The following is a 14,025-nucleotide window of genomic DNA, read 5'->3' as shown; positions in this document are numbered from 1 at the left end:
CTATTGCGCACCAGCCAGATTCCGAGTTGCCGGAGCCGTTCCGGATCGGGCGCGGGCAGCGGTATGTCCTCCTTCGCGTACTCACCGTCAAATATCGACATTTCCGGGCGAGTGAACACATCGCGAATTGGCTCCGGCCGGGCCTCGGGGTCGGCGATGTATGACTCCCACGCCGCGACAAGGGTTGCGCTGCGCTCTTCGGAGGTACTGGTTTCGCACGATCTACGCTGCGCAACAGCCATATCCGGGAGGGGATCACCACCGTCGGGCAGCGGTCCATCGGTATGCAGGCGGTGCAGCCGAGCAATGTGGACGAACAGGGAATCCGGGTGCTCGAGCGCGCTGCGCTCGCAGGGAGCACTCAACGGAGGAAGGTGGACTCGATTCTCTTGGTCACGCCGACCACGTTACCGAGTACCCGGCGGAACCCGCCGGTGGGTATGCGAAAGGCCCCCGGTGGGCGCCGGGGGCCTTTCGGTGGATCGGTTACTTCTTGCGGTCGCGCTTTTCGCGGACGCGGACGTTCACCTGGACCGGCGAACCGTCGAAGTTGAACTCTTCGCGGAGTTTGCGCTCGATGAAGCGGCGGTAGCCGGCCTCGAGGAAGCCCGTGGTGAAGAGGACGAACGTCGGGGGACGCGTGGAGGCCTGGGTGGCGAACATGACTCGGGGGAGGCGGCCGCCGCGCATGGGGGGCGGGGTGGCGGCCACTACTTCCTTGAGCCAGTTGTTCAGGCGGCCGGTGGAGATGCGCTTGTCCCAGGAATCCAGTGCGGTTTCCATTGCGGGAACGAGCTTTTGCACGGCGCGGCCGGTGCTGGCCGAGATGTTCACCCGCTGCGCCCAGCGGACCTGCACCATTTCCCGATCGATTTCGCGTTCCAGCTGCTCACGGCGATCCTCGTCGACCAGATCCCACTTGTTGTAGGCGATCACCAGGGCCCGGCCGGTCTCCGAGATCATGGTGATGACACGCAGATCCTGCTCAGTGATCGGCTGCGAGGCATCGATGAGGATGACCGCCACCTCGGCGGCTTCGATGGCCGACTTGGTGCGCAGCGAGGCATAGAACTCGGTGCCGCTGGCATTGCCGACCTTGCGCCGCAGACCGGCGGTGTCGACGAAACGCCAAGGCTTGCCGCCCAATTGGACCAGCGAGTCGACCGGGTCGACGGTGGTGCCGGCCACATCGTGCACGACCGACCGCTCCACGCCCGAAAGCTTGTTGATCAGACTGGATTTGCCGACGTTCGGCTTGCCGACCAGCGCGACACGGCGCGGGCCGCCGACCAGACCTGTTCCCTCACGGGGGGTTTCGGGCAGCTGGATGAGAATCTCGTCGAGCAGATCACCGGTACCGCGACCGTGGGTCGCCGAAACCATCTTGGGCTCACCCAAACCGAGCGACCACAGCATGGCCGCATCCGATTCGACCTTGCCGTTGTCGACCTTGTTGGCGACCAGGATGACCGGAGTCTTACTGCGCCGCAACACCTTCGCCACCGCTTCATCCGTCGCGGTGGCGCCGACGGTGGCGTCCACGACCAGCACGATGGCATCGGCGGTCTGCATGGCGACCTCGGCCTGACGGGCCACGGCCTGCTGCAGGCCCTTGGCGTCAGGCTCCCAGCCGCCGGTGTCCTGCACCAGGAAACGCCGTCCGGCCCAGTTGGCCTCGTACGAAATACGGTCCCGGGTCACACCGGGGACATCCTCGACCACCGCTTCACGGCGGCCCAGAATGCGGTTCACCAGAGTCGATTTGCCCACGTTCGGCCGGCCGACAATGGCCAGCGTCGGCATGGGCAGGTTTTCCGCGGCCTGCTCGCCCTCGAGTTCGGCGATCTCCCAATCGGCTTCATCCGACCAAATGCCGTCACCGGCGAAGGTGTCCTGCGTCACTGCGCGCCTCCTGCCGAAATCTGCTGCCGCACAACGCGATACAGCTCGTCAATAACCTCGTCCTTGTTCAGCTCGCTGGTGTCGACCAGAATCGCGTCCTCAGCGGGACGCAGCGGCGACACCTTGCGGGTGGAGTCGAGGTTGTCGCGGCGCTGCACATCGGCGAGCACCGCCTGGAAATCGTCGCCGCGGCCCTCGGCAATGTTCTGCACATTGCGGCGCTCGGCCCGCGCCTCGGCGGACGCGGTCAGATAGATCTTCACATCCGCGTCGGTCAGCACCACGGTGCCGATATCGCGGCCCTCGACCACAATCCGGCCCGCGGTCGTCGCGATACCGCGCTGCAGTGCGACCAATTGATCGCGCACCTCGGACACGGCCGACACCGCGGACACGGCCTTGGTCACCGCATTGCCGCGAATCTCCTCCGACACATCTTCACCGTCGAGCAGGATCAGCTCCCGGCTCGGATCGGTGCCGATGGTCAGCGGCAATTCCTTGACGGCCGCCACAATGGCCTCGGCATCGTCCAGATCGACGCCGCCGCGCAGCACGCGCAGCGTCGCCACCCGGTACATGGCGCCGGTGTCGAGGTAGGCGGCGTCCAGCCGGGCGGCCAGCTTCCGCGAAACACTCGACTTGCCGGTACCGGACGGACCATCCATGGCGACGACCAGCGATGAGGAACCGGTGAGCCCGGCAAGCCGATCTTTCACACTTCCCACACCGTTCACAACGACACCGCCTCGTAGAGCTTCCCGATTTCGTCACGGCCCAGCACACGCAAAGCACCCGGCCGCTGATCGCCCAGGGCGACCGGACCGACATGGGTGCGCACCAGCGCGGTCACCGGATAGCCGACCTCGGCCAGCAGGCGACGCACAATGTGCTTGCGACCCTCATGCAGCACGAGCTTGACCAGCGACTTGCCCTGGCCGACCTCGAGCACCTGGAACTTGTCGACCTTGGCCGGACCGTCGTCGAGTTCGACGCCGTCCCGCAGCACCTTGGCGACATTGCGGTTGTTGATCTCGCCGTTGACCGTGGCGAGGTAGGTCTTGGAGACCTCGAAGGACGGATGCATCAGGCGGTGCGCCAGATCGCCGTCATTGGTGAGCAGCAGCAGACCCTCGGTATCGGCGTCGAGCCGGCCGACATGGAAGAGCCGCTGGCCGGCCGCGATCCGCTCGGAGACGATATCGCCGACACACGGGCGGCCCATCTCGTCGGACATGGTGGACTGCCAGCCCTTGGGCTTGTTCAGCGCGAGGTAGACCTGCTCATCGCGCACGACAACACGCACACCATCAACACGAACGATCGCGTTCTCCGGATCGATCCGCAGACCCTGCTCTTTCACGATCTTGCCGTCGACCTCGATGCGACCCGCATCGATCATGTCCTCGGCCACGCGCCGCGAAGCGACACCGGCCTTGGCCAGCACCTTCTGCAGACGCTCGCCCTCGCCCCACGGCAGCTTCTTCGGACCCGTGGTCTCCGCCGGGTCGACATTCTGATGCTTGGCGGGTTTGGCATTGCTGAGCATCACCGCGACAGCGGGCGAAGGCCGATGAACCTTGGCCTTCTTGGGCGCGGGAGAGGTGCTCGGAGCCATCGGGCGTCCGCCGCGAGGCGCCGCACCACGCGGAGCCGAAGCACCACGCGAATCGGACGAACCACCACGCGAACCCTGGTAACCACGCGAATCGGACGAACCGCCGCGAGAGTCGTACGAACCGGAGCCACCACGCGAATCTCCGCGCGAGCCTTGATAACCCGAGCTACCGCGCGAATCGGACGAACCACCACGCGAGCCCTGGTAACCCGAGCCGCCACGGGAATCGCCGCCACCGAAGGAACGCGAATCTCCGCGTGAGCCTTGGTAACCCGAGCCACCACGCGAGTCAGACGAACCACCACGCGAACCCTGATAACCACGCGAATCGGACGAACCACCGCGAGAGTCAGACGAACCGGAGCCACCACGCGAATCTCCGCGCGAGCCTTGATAACCCGAGCTACCGCGCGAGTCAGACGAACCACCACGCGAACCCTGGTAACCCGAACCACCACGCGAGTCAGACGAACCACCACGCGAACCCTGGTAACCGGAGCCACCACGGGAGTCGGACGAACCACCGCGCGAGCCCTGGTAGCCCGAGCTGCCACGGGAGTCGGACGAACCGCCCCGTGAGCCTTGGTAACCCGAGCCGCCACGCGATTCGTATGAACCGGAGCCGCCGCGCGAGCCCTCAAACGATCCGGAGCCGCCGCGGGAACCCCCGCGCGAACTGTCCGAGGATCCTCCGCGAGACGAGCCGCCACCCCACGACTTCGAGTCTCCGCGTGATCCGGTGCGCGGGGCGGAGCTGCCACCGCGCGAATTGCCACTTCCATATGAATCGCCACCCCGTGATTGCGCGGACCTGTCGGTCCGGCCTCGGGCGGCCTGCGAATCGCCCCGGGGCGATTCGAATCCACGTTTACTACGTTCCGGTGTGCCATCTCGGCGAGCGGGAGTATTCACGTTGTCCTAATTTCAGTCTTCGGTGCCGAGGTTGATATCCGCCTCGGCCGGTTTTTTCAGCCTGGTGTACCGGGGGTCGGTGTCCAGGCTCTCGTTGATCTCATCGATCAGGTCGACGCCCGGGAGCAGCGGCGCCAACGCCGGCAGATCCGACAGTGACGCGAGCCCGATCCGTTCCAAGAACAGTTCGGTGGTGACGTACAGGGTGCCGTTCGTCTCCGCGTCCGTTCCGGCCTCCGTGAGCAGTCCCCGCGCCAGCAGGGTCCTGATCACGCCGTCGATATTCACTCCGCGCACCGCACTCACTCGGGCCCGGGTAACCGGTTGACGATAGGCGATCACCGCCAGGGTTTCCAAAGCAGCGCGAGTGAGCTTCGTGCGTGCGCCGTCCAACAGCATACGTTCCACGTAGGGTGCGAACTCCGTCCGCGTGTAATAACGCCACCCGTCACCCACAAATCTGAGATCCATGCCACTGCGGCGTGCGCTCAATTCCGCCGACATCTCGCGCAATGCCCGCTCGACCCGCACAGGTGTGTCGTTCACCGCATTTGCGAGCAGGTCGACCGGCGCGGGCGCGTCGACCACCAGCAGCATCGCCTCGAGCGCCGACCGGAACTCGTCCTCGTCCAGCGCACCCGGATCGAAGTCCTCGACCACATCCCCGATATCCAGCCGCGTCTGCCCGAATTCTCCGACCGGCGCGCTCGGTTCGTGCGCGCCTTCGGCCGCCTCGGACTTCGTCTCGCCGAACGTGGCCACCGCATCTGCGGGGACGGATGCATCGCTGGGGTTGGACCCGACGTCGGCCAAGACCCCGCCCTGTTCGGACACGGCAGCACTGGATTCGGACACAGCGTCGCTCGACTGGTGCACTGCCTCTGACTGCTGCATCGCGTCGGTCATCCGTAGTCTTCCTCGATAGTGACGGGTTCCGCCGGTTGGTCGGCGAGCTCGCCGAGCCAGCTCACGCGGAGCGGGCCCAGCGGATCGGGCTGATCGAACTCGATCGTTTTGCCGCGATAGAGCTCGAGCAACGCCAGGAAGCGGGCGACGATCTGCACCGCCACCTCGCAGTCGGCGCAGATCTCCCGGAAGGTGGTCCAGCCGCCGACCCCGCGGCTCTTGAGCATCTCCAGCACCAGCGCGGCCTGTTCGGCGACCGAAATGGCGTGATTGTGCAGGTGATCCAGGCCCACCGTGGGGATCGGGCGCGGGGTGAACGCCGCCGCGGCGACCTCCGCGAATCCCGCGGCATCCACTCCCAGCGTAACGTCCGGCAGCAGCGCCAGGTAGCGCTCCTCGAGCGACACCGCGCGCGGATACCGTTGCAGCGCAGCCGCCTCGAGCTCGCCCAGCAGCTCCGCCACCTGCTTGAACGCGCGATACTGCAGCAGCCGCGCGAAAAGCAGGTCGCGCGCGGAGAGCAATTCCAGATCTTCCTCGTCGGTGACCTCACCGGACGGCAGCAATCGCGCGGTTTTCAGATCCAGCAGGGTCGCGGCGACAACCAGGAATTCGGTGGTCTGGTCGAGGATCTTGTCCGCGCGCAGGCCCGTCTCCTCGGACATGCTCGCGGTCAAAGCCTTGGTGTAGGCGATGAATTCATCGGTGACCTTGTGTAGCGCCACCTCGGTGACATCCAGGCGCCGGGAACTTATGAGCTGCAACAGCAGATCGAAGGGTCCCTGGAAGTTGGTCAGCTGCAGATGAAAGCCGACCTTTTTGTCTGAATTGCCGGTATCCGCACGGACTTCGGCACCAGGCGCGGCGACAATTTCCTCGATCGCCACGATATCGGCGACAATGCCGCCATCCCCCGCAGGCACCTCGGGCGAATCCACGGGTGCATCGGGCACATCCACGGGTGCATCGGACAAAGGAGTATCCACGTCCGCCGGAGGGTGCGCGGTCGTGCGGTCGGGCGAATCGTTCAACGGCCCGACCGGTGAATGACTTCCCGCGCCATAGCCCGATACGCCTCCGCACCACCGGATTTCGGCGCCCAGGTGGTAATGGGCTCACCCGCGACACTGGCATCCGGGAATCGCACGGTCCGCGAAATCACCGTGTCGTACACCAGATCACCGAACACTTCGACCACACGCGTCATGACCTGACGCGAATGCAGCAGGCGGGCATCGAACATGGTGACCACGATGCCGTACAGGGTGAGCGCCGGATTCAACCGGTCCCGGACCTTCTCCACGGTGTCATTGAGCAGCGCTAGCCCACGTAGCGAAAAGTATTCGCACTCCATGGGAATGATCACACCGTCCGCGCACGCGAGCGCGTTCACCGTGAGCAGACCCAGCGACGGCTGGCAGTCGATGAGGATGTAGTCGTAGCGATTGCGCAGCGGCGCCAGCGCACGGCCGAGCGTGTGCTCGCGGCCGACCTCGTTGACGAGCTGAATCTCCGCCGCCGACAGGTCGATATTGCTCGGCAGCAGGTCCATACCCTCGACCTTGGTGTTCATCAGCACCTGATCGACACTGACCTTGCCCGGCCCGACCAGCAGGTTGTGCACGGTCATATCGAGATCATGATGCGCCACACCGAGTCCCGCGGACAGCGCGCCCTGCGGGTCGAGATCCACCAGCAGCACCTTGCGCCCGTGTTCGGCCAGTGCCGCACCGAGATTGATGGTCGAGGTGGTCTTGCCGACGCCGCCCTTCTGATTGCACATGGCCACGATCAGAGCGTCGCCGGTGTGATCTACCGGGTTCGGATCGGGGATATCGCGCAGCGGTCGCCCAGTGGGACCGAGTTCCGCGCCGGCGTCCACATCGGGCGCCTCCCACAGGGTTTGCGCGGCGGTCTCGATCCGCTGGCCCGCACCACCGGCTTTCGTCACGTCCGCTACTCCTTCGACGTTCCTGCCCTTGCTCCGCCCGACCGAATGTGCCGGTGGACGGCGCGCCCGGCCGCGTGTGCGGCCGGTTCACTGATAGACGCTACCGTCTGCCAGTACCAGACCCACGTTCGGACACGCACCCTAAACCTGCACTTCAGGCTGGCTAGCGGGCCCGCGGATGGGCTGTCGCCCATACCTCGTGCAACGTGCCGACGGTCACCAGAGTGTAGATCTGCGTGGTGGTTACCGAGGCATGACCGAGTAACTCCTGCACCACACGTACATCCGCGCCACCGTCCAGCAGGTGCGTGGCGAACGAATGTCGCAGCGTATGAGGGGAAACGTGGGCCGCGATACCGGCCCGCTCGGCGGCGGTGTGCAGCACCTGCCAGGCGGACTGCCGCGAGAGCCGGCCGCCGCGATGATTGAGAAACAGAGCGCTGTTTCCCTTGCCGCGCACCGAAAGTGCGGGACGGCCGCGCACCAGGTAGGTGTCGACAGCGGCGAGCGCGGGACGGCCGATGGGCACCATGCGCTGCTTACCGCCCTTGCCGCGCAACACCACAGCACGATCGGCGGCATCGATATCGTCGACGTCCAGGCCGATGATCTCGGAGATGCGCGCGCCCGTGGAATAGAGCAATTCCAGCAGTGCCCGATCGCGCAGACCGCGCGGGCCATCGGCGGCATCCCCGCCCGCCGCGTCGAGCAATCGTGAAATCTGGTCGTACGGGAGCGCTTTGGGTAATCGACGGGCGGGACTGGGCGGCTTCACCGGATGGGCGACATCGGCATCGGTCACCCCCTCGGCCGCGGAGAATTTGTGCAGGCCACGCACCGCGACCAGGGCCCGCGAGGCGGAACTGGCCGCCAGTGCCGGATGCTCGGCGTCGCCGGCGCGCAGGGACACCATGAAATCGGAGATATCGGTCTCGGAAACCCGTGCCAGGGTATCGATCCCCCGGCCGTCCAGGAAGCCGCGATACCGGCTCAGATCACGACGATAGGCGCTGAGCGTATTCCGTGCCGACCCACGCTCCACCGTCAAATGATCCAGGTAGACGTCGATCTGGCGGCTCAGCACGTGCACATCATGGCAGCAGTCACCGACAGGCAACCGCTACCGCGAATCCCGCGCGTCCGATTTGCCCGCACCCGTCATCCCGGCATGTCTTTGGCCGGGATCTCGCAGCGGGGTTGTTGGATCCCGGCCAAAAGCACGCCGGGATGACGAGATCAGTCGCGGCCGGGGTGGGCGAGATCAGTCGCGGCCGGGATGGCCGACATCAGTCGCGCTGGGCCGCTTTGCGTTCCAGGAAGGCGGTAGGCATGCCCGGCCAGGGCGCGGCTGCCGGGCGCAGCTCGGCACCACTCGCACGCGCGGCGATCAGTGCTGTCACACCTGCGACGGCTGTCGCATTGGTGATCTCACCGGCGAGTGCGGCCCGCATCGCTTCGGCCAGCGGCACCCGCAGCACCTGCAGGTCGGCCTCTTCCAATTCCGGTTCGGGCTGCTCGGTTTCGTAGATTCCGGAGGCCAGGTAGATGCGCAGCGCCTCATCGGTGAAGCCCGGGGACAGTGCGATATCGACCAGCACCGACCATTCGCGTGCGGCCAGCCCGGTCTCCTCGGCCAGTTCGCGTTTGGCGGCTTCGAGGGGGTCCTCCCCCAGTTTGTCCAGCAATCCGGCGGGCAGCTCCAGTAGTCGCCGCCCGATCGGATGCCGGTATTGGTTGATGAGCACCAGATTGTCGTCCTCGTCCACCGCCGCGACGGCCACCGCGGCATGGTGCTCGATCACTTCGCGCTCGGCGACCTTGCCGCCGGGCATGACCACCTGATCCAGCCGCAGGGCCAGGATCGCACCCGAATACACGGTGCGACTCGAGACGGTGTCGAATTCATGCGTTCCGGGCGCGGATTCAGCCATGTGGCAACCATAGCTTTCCCACCTCGCTGTCCCGCCGCCCCGGAACTTCTGCGCACGGCTGGGTGCCGTGCGCAGCCGGGGACGCGTGCCGGCGGTTGGGTGCCAACCCGATTTCGGGGGTGCCCCAGGAGTTACCCTGACCGAACGAAATCAGTAGTCACCTTTTCAGACGAAGAACCCCTCGGCCAGGGTCTCAGCGAGACAGACTCGCGGGTCAGCTCACTTTCTCGACGTCAACAGCCTCGGCCGGGGCATCCACCGGAAGCTGTTCGGCCAGCTTGTATTTCAGAGCCGCCCCGATCAGCGCCGCGAACAGCGGATGCGGACGCGTCGGACGCGACTTGAGCTCCGGATGCGCCTGGGTGGCGACGAAGAACGGATGCTTGGACTGCGGCAACTCCACGAACTCGACCAGCTTGCCGTCCGGGGAGGTACCGCTGAACTTCAGACCACTCTTGGCGATCTTGTCGCGGTAGGTGTTGTTGACCTCGTAGCGATGCCGGTGCCGCTCGGACACCTCGGTCTCGCCGTAGGCCCGCGCCACCACCGAACCCGCTTCCAGGATCGCCGGATAGGCGCCGAGTCGCATAGTGCCGCCGAGATCGGCCTCACCGGCCACGGCCTGCTGCTGATCGGCCATGGTGGAGATGACCGGATACTTGACGTCCGGCTCGAATTCGGTCGAGTTGGCATCGGTGAGACCCACCGAACGCGCCGCCTCGATCACCATGCACTGCATGCCCAGGCACAGACCCAGCAGCGGAATGCCGTGGGTGCGTGCGTACTTGATCGCACCGACCTTGCCCTCGATGCCGCGGATGCCGAAGCCGCCGGGCACCAGCACCGCGTGCACATCGTGCAGATGCGCCCGCGCGCCGGCCTCGGTCTCGCACTCGTCGGACTGCACCCAGCGAATATTCACCTTGGCGTGTGCGGCGAAACCGCCCGCACGCAGCGCCTCGGTGACCGAGAGGTAAGCGTCCGGCAGATCGACGTACTTGCCGACCAGCGCGACGGTGACGTGCTCGCGCGGGTTGTGCACCCGATCCAGCAGACCACCCCACACCGTCCAGTCCACATCACGGAAAGGCAGGCCCAGGCGGCGCACCACGTACGCGTCCAGGCCCTCGCGGTGCAGCACCTTCGGAATGTCGTAGATCGACGGCGCGTCGGGAGTCGAGATGCAGGCATCCACCTCCACGTCGCACATGAGCGCGATCTTGTTCTTGAGCGGCTGTGGCACTTCGCGATCGCACCGCAGAATCAGCGCATCGGGCTGGATGCCGATATTGCGCAGCGCCGCCACCGAGTGCTGGGTCGGCTTCGTCTTGAGCTCGCCCGAGGGGCCCAGGTAGGGCACCAGCGAGACGTGCAGGAAGAAGCAGTTGTCGCGACCCACGTCGTGCCGAATCTGCCGCGCCGCCTCGAGGAAAGGCTGCGATTCGATATCGCCGACGGTGCCGCCGATTTCGGTGATGACCACATCCGGAATCTGCCCGTGCAGATCCGGTCCGGCCATGGCCTGGATGCGATTCTTGATCTCATCGGTGATGTGCGGGATGACCTGCACGGTGTCACCGAGGTACTCGCCGCGACGCTCCTTGGCGATGACCGTCGAATAGATCTGGCCGGTAGTGACATTCGCGATCCCGGAGAGATCGCGGTCGAGGAACCGTTCGTAATGACCCACGTCGAGGTCCGTCTCCGCGCCGTCCTCGGTCACGAACACCTCTCCGTGCTGGAAAGGGTTCATGGTGCCGGGATCGACGTTCAAGTACGGATCCAACTTCTGCATCGTGACACGCAAACCGCGTGACGTGAGCAGCTGACCGAGGCTGGAGGCGGTCAGACCCTTGCCGAGTGAAGAGGCGACACCACCGCTGACGAAGATGTGTTTCGTGGCCGCGCGCGCCGGAATCCGTGATTGACCCACGGGACTTCACGGTAACACGGATTCGGGATGCCGATCGAATGCCACGCCAGTCCGCGCCGATCCGATACTCGGGAAATTGCCCGTGATTGGCTCGATGGGTCAGTGCGGCATGGCGGCGACTGTGAGCGAGGTCGCCTTGTCGCCCGTACCGTACCGCCCGGTGCCGCCGTTCAGCTGCTCAGTGAGCCCGAGCACGGTCGTGATGCGGCCGATCTCGTGGTCCACATTGTCCACGGTGGTGATTGTTGCCAGCGGCGCTTCCGAGCGCGCCACGGCGATCGGACCGGGCCCCTCGGCCGCCCCGTAGCGACCCGCCAGCACCACCCCGGCGCCGTGTGCGCGCAATGCCGCGGCGAACCTGGCGATGATGGTGCCGCGATTGTTCTCGCCGGATCGCGCGCCGTCACCGGCCACCACGACGGCCAGCTGTGCCGGCTTCACATCGCCGAAAGTCAGGAACCCGCCGCCGCGCAGGGTCTCCAGTGCCAGCCCGCGTTCCTGCTCGGTACCGCGCGGCTGATTATTGGCCGGATCGGTGAGCAGCACCTGACCCAGCAGATCCCCGGCCAGGCTGCCCTGATCCGCGGCGTCGATCTTGAGCTGCGCGCCGGCGGGAACAACATTGGTCAGCGCGGTGCGCAGCCGATCGCTCTCCGAGGAGTCGGTGAAAGCCCCTGTCAGCGCGACGCGACCGGTGACCGCCGCGCCCGCGGTGGTGAGCGCCGCGGCGACGGCATCGGCATCGGCGCTGTCGGAATCGGGTGTGGTGAACAGCAGTACGCTCTTGGTGGCGAGGCTGTTCGCGAGCACCTTGCCCGCCGCATCGGACAGGAAGCTGTCGGCGGCCTTCAATTGCTCTGTGAGCCTGCTGTTCTCAGCGGTCAGCGAGTCCACCTGCTGCCGGTTCCCCGTGCCCGGAAACAACCCGTCGCTGTGCGTGCGGGTGCCGAGCACCACGCCGACCGCGAGGGCCAGGAAGATGGCGGCGATCGAAACGGCGTGGTGGCGAAAGGAAATCACTTGTCCCCTACCTGTGCTGATCGAGCTGAACCTGTAACCAGTGCGAGCCGCGATGCCAGGTTTCGGTGAACCAGGTCGCCGCCTCACCCCCCATATTCGTAGCCAGCAGCACCACGATCATCGCCACCAGCGCGGCCATCACGACCAGTGCCAGCGCCCAGCCGGATCCGCGGTGCCGGTACAGCGCCGCAACGGCATTCGCGTCCATGAGCTTGGTGCCCATTTTCAAACGGGTCAGGAAGGTGGCCGGATTGGAATCGCGGCGGCCGCGGTCGAAGAAGTCGTCGAGCGAGGCCGCGGCGCCCACGGTGACGATCAGCGTCGCGCCGTGATGATCGGCCAGCAGCAGCGCCAGATCGGCGGGCGCGCCCGAGGACGGGAAGGTGGTCGCGCCGATGCCCAGATCCTGGATGCGATCCAAACCCTTTGCGTGCCCGTCGGTATCGGCCGGCAGGATCACCTCCGCACCGCATTTGAGCGTGGTGGCGGTGATCTCCTCCGGATCGCCGACGATCAGGTCGGGGCGATAGCCGTGGCGGGTCAGGGTATCCGCGCCGCGGCCGACTCCGATCAGGATCGGCGCGTACTCCTTGATGAACGGCTTGATGCGCTTGAGGTCAGCCACATGCTCGGGACCGTCCGCGACAACCACGACATGCCGCTTCTTCATATCGATCGCGACCTCGGGCACCCCGATTCCGTCGATGAGCAAGGAACTCTCGGTGCGGATGAACTCGATGGTGTTGCCCGCGAACGCTTCCAGATGATCGGCCAGGCCGTTGCGGGCCTCTATCATGCGCTCGGAAATGCTCGACTCGGTGAGCTCGATGCCTTCGACGAGGGCGTCCGGCTCCTTCTTGGTCAGCTTGTCGGCGTAGATGACACTGCCGTCGATGCGGACCTTGGAGCCGTCCTTGATCTTCTTGAAAACATCGGAGCTGAGCGTGTCCAGCAGCAGAATTCCATTGGCCACCAGCACCTCCGGCCCCAGGTTCGGGTAGCGGCCGGAGATGGACGGCGAGGCGTTCACGACCGCGGCCACGCCGGCCTCGACGAGCCGGTCGGCGGTGAGCCGATCCAGATCCATTTCGTCCAGGACGACCACATCACCCGGTCCCACGCGCTGCAGCAGACGCCTGGTATTGCGGTCGACCCGGGCCATCCCGACAATTCCGGGGAGCGTTTCGGTGCTACGCGTCAACAGGGCCGGCATCTTCATAACGATCGATCTTTACCGGAAAGTCTCAACCATTGGTGGAGGCGCGCCGGTCCGTCAGCATTCGCCACTTGATAACTGCGCCGGAATGTCCCAGACGGGACTGTCTTCTTACCCATCGGTAAGGCTAAGCTCCGCACTACGGTTCGAGAGGAGACCCACCGTTATGGCCAGCACCACCGTCGATACTGTCCTGTCCGCCCCGCGCGATGTCGTCTACAAGCTTTTCAGCGATCGAGACGCCCTCAACTCCTATCTGCCCGTTCAGATTTCCCTGGTGAAGCCGGGCGTCGGCAGCCCCTCCGGGGTCGGCGCCCAGTACAAGATCGGCCTCGCCGGCCTCGGCATCACCGAGGAGACCACCGAACTGGTCCCCGGTGAGCGCATGGTCTACCGCGTCATCAAGGGCGCCCCGGTCAAGCGCCACGTCGGCACCATCACCTTCGCCGACGCACCCGGCGGCACCCGGGTGGTCTACACCATGGAGTCCGAGCCGAGCCTGCCCGTTCCGGCCAAGGCCCTCGAGGTCGGACTCAAGGGTCTGATCAATGCCTTCCTCGGCGGCGCCCGCAAGGCCGTCAAGTAGGACGCTTCGCATAGTTCATGCACCGAGGGCCCGCGGATAATCTCCGCGGGCCC

At 65.8% G+C, this 14,025-nt stretch carries 12 protein-coding genes; 1 reads left to right on the top strand and 11 read right to left on the bottom strand.

Features of this window, described 5'->3' with window-relative positions; genetic code table 11:
• Window positions 1-486: 486 nt before the first annotated feature.
• From der to steA, 11 genes are all read right to left on the bottom strand, one after another.
• Entirely contained in the window at window positions 487-1,902 is a 1,416-nt protein-coding gene (gene der / locus OG716_RS02405; RefSeq protein WP_355125922.1) for a ribosome biogenesis GTPase Der, read from the bottom strand.
• Window positions 1,899-2,567 carry a (d)CMP kinase gene (gene cmk, locus OG716_RS02400; RefSeq protein ID WP_405139471.1) on the bottom strand — a complete coding sequence of 223 codons (669 nt, stop codon included), beginning with the start codon at window positions 2,565-2,567 and terminating at the stop codon, window positions 1,899-1,901. Before cmk ends, der begins: the two co-directional genes overlap by 4 nt.
• A 65-nt stretch (window positions 2,568-2,632) precedes the next feature.
• The gene (locus OG716_RS02395; protein ID WP_405136057.1) at window positions 2,633-3,517 is read right to left on the bottom strand and encodes a pseudouridine synthase; all 885 of its coding nucleotides are present in this window, start codon (window positions 3,515-3,517) and stop codon (window positions 2,633-2,635) included.
• Window positions 3,518-4,441: 924 nt separating this feature from the next.
• Complete coding sequence (gene scpB / locus OG716_RS02390; RefSeq protein WP_405136056.1) at window positions 4,442-5,335, bottom strand: SMC-Scp complex subunit ScpB; 894 nt, start codon at window positions 5,333-5,335, stop codon at window positions 4,442-4,444.
• Window positions 5,332-6,207, bottom strand: a complete 876-nt coding sequence (locus tag OG716_RS02385; RefSeq protein WP_405139469.1) for a segregation and condensation protein A — start codon at window positions 6,205-6,207, stop codon at window positions 5,332-5,334. The genes scpB and OG716_RS02385 overlap by 4 nt, the downstream gene beginning before the upstream one ends.
• Before the next feature lie 155 nt (window positions 6,208-6,362).
• Window positions 6,363-7,256: a ParA family protein gene (locus OG716_RS02380; RefSeq protein WP_327146627.1), complete on the bottom strand. Its 894-nt coding sequence runs from the start codon at window positions 7,254-7,256 to the stop codon at window positions 6,363-6,365.
• A 193-nt stretch (window positions 7,257-7,449) separates the two neighbouring features.
• Window positions 7,450-8,370 carry a site-specific tyrosine recombinase XerD gene (xerD, locus tag OG716_RS02375; RefSeq protein ID WP_355125918.1) on the bottom strand — a complete coding sequence of 307 codons (921 nt, stop codon included), beginning with the start codon at window positions 8,368-8,370 and terminating at the stop codon, window positions 7,450-7,452.
• A gap of 202 nt (window positions 8,371-8,572) precedes the next feature.
• The gene (locus OG716_RS02370; protein WP_405136055.1) at window positions 8,573-9,217 is read right to left on the bottom strand and encodes an NUDIX domain-containing protein; all 645 of its coding nucleotides are present in this window, start codon (window positions 9,215-9,217) and stop codon (window positions 8,573-8,575) included.
• A gap of 214 nt (window positions 9,218-9,431) precedes the next feature.
• A complete protein-coding gene (locus tag OG716_RS02365; RefSeq protein ID WP_405136054.1) occupies window positions 9,432-11,150 on the bottom strand; it encodes a CTP synthase in 1,719 nt (572 codons plus the stop codon).
• Window positions 11,151-11,249: 99 nt separating this feature from the next.
• Window positions 11,250-12,170, bottom strand: coding sequence for a copper transporter (locus OG716_RS02360; RefSeq protein WP_405136053.1), 921 nt, complete (start codon window positions 12,168-12,170; stop codon window positions 11,250-11,252).
• Between the two features lie 7 nt (window positions 12,171-12,177).
• Window positions 12,178-13,389, bottom strand: coding sequence for a putative cytokinetic ring protein SteA (gene steA, locus OG716_RS02355; RefSeq protein ID WP_405136052.1), 1,212 nt, complete (start codon window positions 13,387-13,389; stop codon window positions 12,178-12,180).
• A gap of 163 nt (window positions 13,390-13,552) precedes the next feature.
• Here steA and OG716_RS02350 point away from each other — a divergent pair, with 163 nt between their 5' ends.
• A complete protein-coding gene (locus OG716_RS02350) occupies window positions 13,553-13,972 on the top strand; it encodes an SRPBCC family protein (RefSeq protein ID WP_355125908.1) in 420 nt (139 codons plus the stop codon).
• Window positions 13,973-14,025 lie beyond the last annotated feature (53 nt).

The sequence above is a fragment of the Nocardia sp. NBC_01388 genome, assembly GCF_045040085.1.
Classification (GTDB): Bacteria; Actinomycetota; Actinomycetes; order Mycobacteriales; family Mycobacteriaceae; genus Nocardia.
Note: the sequence above shows the minus strand (reverse complement) of the source record. Positions and strands in the feature narration are given on the sequence as shown.

Bases quoted from the DNA above. Each gene is read 5' to 3' on its own strand.
- cmk (WP_405139471.1), bottom strand. From the start codon at position 2,567: ATGGATGGTCCGTCCGGTACCGGCAAGTCGAGTGTTTCGCGGAAGCTG.
- OG716_RS02395 (WP_405136057.1), bottom strand. From the start codon at position 3,517: ATGGCTCCGAGCACCTCTCCCGCGCCCAAGAAGGCCAAGGTTCATCGG.
- scpB (WP_405136056.1), bottom strand. From the start codon at position 5,335: ATGACCGACGCGATGCAGCAGTCAGAGGCAGTGCACCAGTCGAGCGAC.
- OG716_RS02370 (WP_405136055.1), bottom strand. From the start codon at position 9,217: ATGGCTGAATCCGCGCCCGGAACGCATGAATTCGACACCGTCTCGAGT.
- steA (WP_405136052.1), bottom strand. From the start codon at position 13,389: ATGAAGATGCCGGCCCTGTTGACGCGTAGCACCGAAACGCTCCCCGGA.
- OG716_RS02350 (WP_355125908.1), top strand. From the start codon at position 13,553: ATGGCCAGCACCACCGTCGATACTGTCCTGTCCGCCCCGCGCGATGTC.